Genomic DNA, 3218 nt, shown 5'->3' with positions numbered 1-3218 from the left:
AGGCCCGGGGAAGGCGCAAGGGCGGCCGGCACCGCTGTCCGGCGGCGCCCCAGCATGCCGCGAAGGCCCGGCCATCCCACCGCCAAGGCGGCCACCGCTAGCAGGATGATGAGGGCGGGCATCCATTCGGCAGTCATGTTGGTCATAGACTATCCAGCCCCGCCGCTTTGGCCCATTGAGGCCCGCTACCGGCTGCGGCGGGCGCGGAGCGAGGCCGGAAGGCCTTTTTCGGTACCCTTAGCAGGTGATCGATGTAAACGAACTCCGCGCCAATCCAGAGATTTTCCGTGCCTCCCAGCGCGCCCGGGGCGCCGACGAGTCGGTGGTCGATGCCGTGATCGCCGCCGATACGGCCCGCCGGGAAGCGATCAACCGTTACGAGGGACTGCGCGCCGAACAGAATCTCTTCGGCAAAAAGGTGGCCCAGGCCACGGGCGGGGAGAAGGCAGAGCTCCTGGCCCAGGTCAAGGAGTTGGCAGCATCGGTCAAGGAAGCCCAGGCCGCGTCGGATGCCGCCCGGAACCAGCAGGAATCGCTGCTGCGCAGCATCCCCAACCGGATCGAAGACGGCGTTCCCGCCGGCGGCGAGGACGACTTCACGGTGCTCAAGACGGTCGGCGAGCCCCGGGACTTCGCCCGGGACGGGTTCGAGCCGAAGGACCACCTGGCCATCGGCGAGCTGATCGGTGCCATCGACATGGAACGCGGGGCCAAGGTTTCGGGCTCCCGCTTCTACTTCCTCAAGGGCGTGGGCGCCCGGCTGGAGATTGCCCTGATGAACATGGCGCTGGACCAGGCCGTGTCCAACGGCTTCATCCCCATGATCACCCCCACCCTGGTCCGCCCCGAAACCATGCAGGGGACCGGCTTCGATGTGGAGCACGACGACGAGATCTACCGGCTGGAACGGGACAACCTGTACCTCACGGGCACCTCGGAGGTGGCGCTCGCGGGCTACCACGCGGACGAGATCCTGGACCTGTCCGCCGGGCCGACGCGCTACGCCGGCTGGAGCTCCTGCTACCGCCGTGAGGCCGGGGCCGCCGGCAAGGACACCCGGGGCATCATCCGCGTGCACCAGTTCAACAAACTGGAAATGTTCATCTACTGCCAGATCGAGGAGGCCGCCGACGAGCACGCCCGCCTGCTCGCCTGGGAAGAAGAAATGCTGGCCAAGGTGGAACTGCCCTACCGGGTGATCGACACCGCTGCGGGAGACCTGGGCATGAGCGCGGCCCGCAAGTTCGACTGCGAAGCCTGGGTGCCCACCCAGGAGGCCTACCGGGAGCTGACGTCCACCTCCAACTGCACGACCTTCCAGGCCCGCCGGTTGAACATCCGTGAACGCCAGGCTTCGGCGGACGGCGAAAAGAAGGGCACGAGGGCGGTGGCCACCCTGAACGGGACCCTTGCCACCACGCGCTGGATCGTCGCCATCCTCGAGCACCACCAGAACGCCGACGGCTCCGTGAATGTGCCTGCCGCGCTGCGGCCCTACCTGGGCGGCATGGACGTCCTTCCGGTGCTCTCCTAGCGCGCCGTTCCGCCCCGCCGGCGGCACTGCGGTGCCGTCGCGGCGGGGCCGCGTTCACCGGCACTTCATTCGCCCGTAGAAAATTTCCTACCCGCGTGTCTGCCCCCCATGTTTGACTAGGGACATGACAACTACAGCTGACAAGGCTAACGCTGGCATCGACGACCAGCGGATTGCTACGAAAGATATGACAAACAATAAAAACGAAGCCCGGCGCCACAACTTCGTGGAGAACGGGTCCCGCAAACTCGTGGCGCTGGATGTGGACGGCACCCTGGTCAACCACGACGGCCACATGAGCGATGCCGTGCGCGAAGCAGCGCGCGCCGTCGTCGACGCCGGCCACGAGGTGGTCGTCTCCACCGGACGGTCCCTGAATGCAACGCTGCCGATCATCCAACTGATCGGCGTCACCAAGGGGTACGCCGTCTGCTCCAACGGCGGTGTCACCCTTCGGATCGACACGTCGCTGGAGGACGGCTACGAGGTGATCGACCGGGTGACGTTCAACCCCGGACCGGCCCTGCGGGTGATGCGGTCCAAGCTGCCCACCGCCAAGTTTGCGCTCGAGGACGAAGAGGGCAATTTCCTGGCCACGGAGCGCTTCCAGGACGCCAGCTTCGGCATCGAGGCCAAGGGCGTCGACTTCGAGGCGCTGCTGGAGTCCACGGCCGTGCGCGTGGTGGTCTCCAGCGCCGAAAACACTCCCGAGGAGTTCAAGGAAGCCATCGACACGGCGGGGCTCAAGGGCGTGACGTACTCGGTGGGCTGGACCGCGTGGCTGGACATCGCGGCCAACGGCGTGACCAAGGCCAGCGCGCTGGAATCCCTGCGCCGGAAGCTGGACGTCGAGCCGTCGCATACCGTCGCCATGGGCGATGGCCGCAACGACATCGAAATGCTGGACTGGGCCGCCCGGGGCGTCGCGATGGGACAGGCGCCCGAGGAGGTCCTGGCCGTCGCCCACGAGGTCACGGGAACCGTCGAGGAAGACGGGGCAGCAGTCGTGCTGCGCAGCCTGCTGGACTGAGGCGTGCCCGGCTGATCCACCCGGAGGAGGTGCCCGGGTGAATCCCGGGCACACCTGTTGCCGCCGGCTGCCTCGATAGTGGGGGCTGCGGTTCTCAGGCTCCGCTGATCCCGAAGAGGCCGATGACCAGTGCCATGACCAGGAACGTCACGAGTTCGTGCACGATGTTCAGGACGGTCAGTCCGACCGGCCGGCCCTCGAAGGCATCGTGCGTGGCGAAGCGGGCGGCGGTGAAGCCGGCCCAGAGGATGATGGCGGTCAGCACCGTGTTCCACAGGAAGTTGCCGCCGTAGAAATCCTGCGCGATGGCCGCCGAACCCGCCAGCACCCACGCGCTGATCAGGCTGACGATCACCGTGATGATGATCGGGCGTACGGCGCTTTTGCCGTCGCCGGGGCTGACGTTGGCGACCCTCATCCAGTAGTTGCCGAAGACCTTCGGCGTGTACCAGACAGATCCGACGATCAGGGTCGAAAGGGTGGCCACGATGACCGCCCAAATGTTGATCTCCGGAACCATATTGAACACTCCTTGTGTCGTTGACCCGCGGGCGGAGGCGGGCGCCGTCTCCCTCGGAGTCTAGACGCCGCCCGCCGGTATTGCCGTAGCTTCCGGGGCCGTCAGCGCGGCGGGGCGACGGCGGCCGGGGAGGC

Annotated in this window: 3 protein-coding genes; 2 read left to right on the top strand and 1 reads right to left on the bottom strand. The window is 67.0% G+C overall.

Going from position 1 to position 3218, the window contains the following annotated elements:
- The first annotated feature begins 244 nt into the window (after positions 1 to 244).
- Both serS and AC5RUJ_RS13190 read left to right on the top strand, forming a co-directional pair.
- Positions 245 to 1534, top strand: a complete 1290-nt coding sequence (gene serS, locus AC5RUJ_RS13195; protein WP_494128717.1) for a serine--tRNA ligase — start codon at positions 245 to 247, stop codon at positions 1532 to 1534.
- Between the two features lie 124 nt (positions 1535 to 1658).
- The gene (locus AC5RUJ_RS13190; RefSeq protein WP_494024890.1) at positions 1659 to 2564 is read left to right on the top strand and encodes an HAD family hydrolase; all 906 of its coding nucleotides are present in this window, start codon (positions 1659 to 1661) and stop codon (positions 2562 to 2564) included.
- A 94-nt stretch (positions 2565 to 2658) separates the two neighbouring features.
- Here the strand turns inward: AC5RUJ_RS13190 and AC5RUJ_RS13185 are convergent, their stop codons facing one another.
- Entirely contained in the window at positions 2659 to 3084 is a 426-nt protein-coding gene (locus tag AC5RUJ_RS13185) for a DUF1761 domain-containing protein (protein WP_494001921.1), read from the bottom strand.
- Between the last annotated feature and the right edge of the window lie 134 nt (positions 3085 to 3218).

Source organism: Arthrobacter sp. Y3223164, from assembly GCF_059091005.1.
The sequence above is the reverse complement of the archived record's forward strand: the minus strand, read 5'-3'. Positions and strand labels throughout refer to the sequence as shown.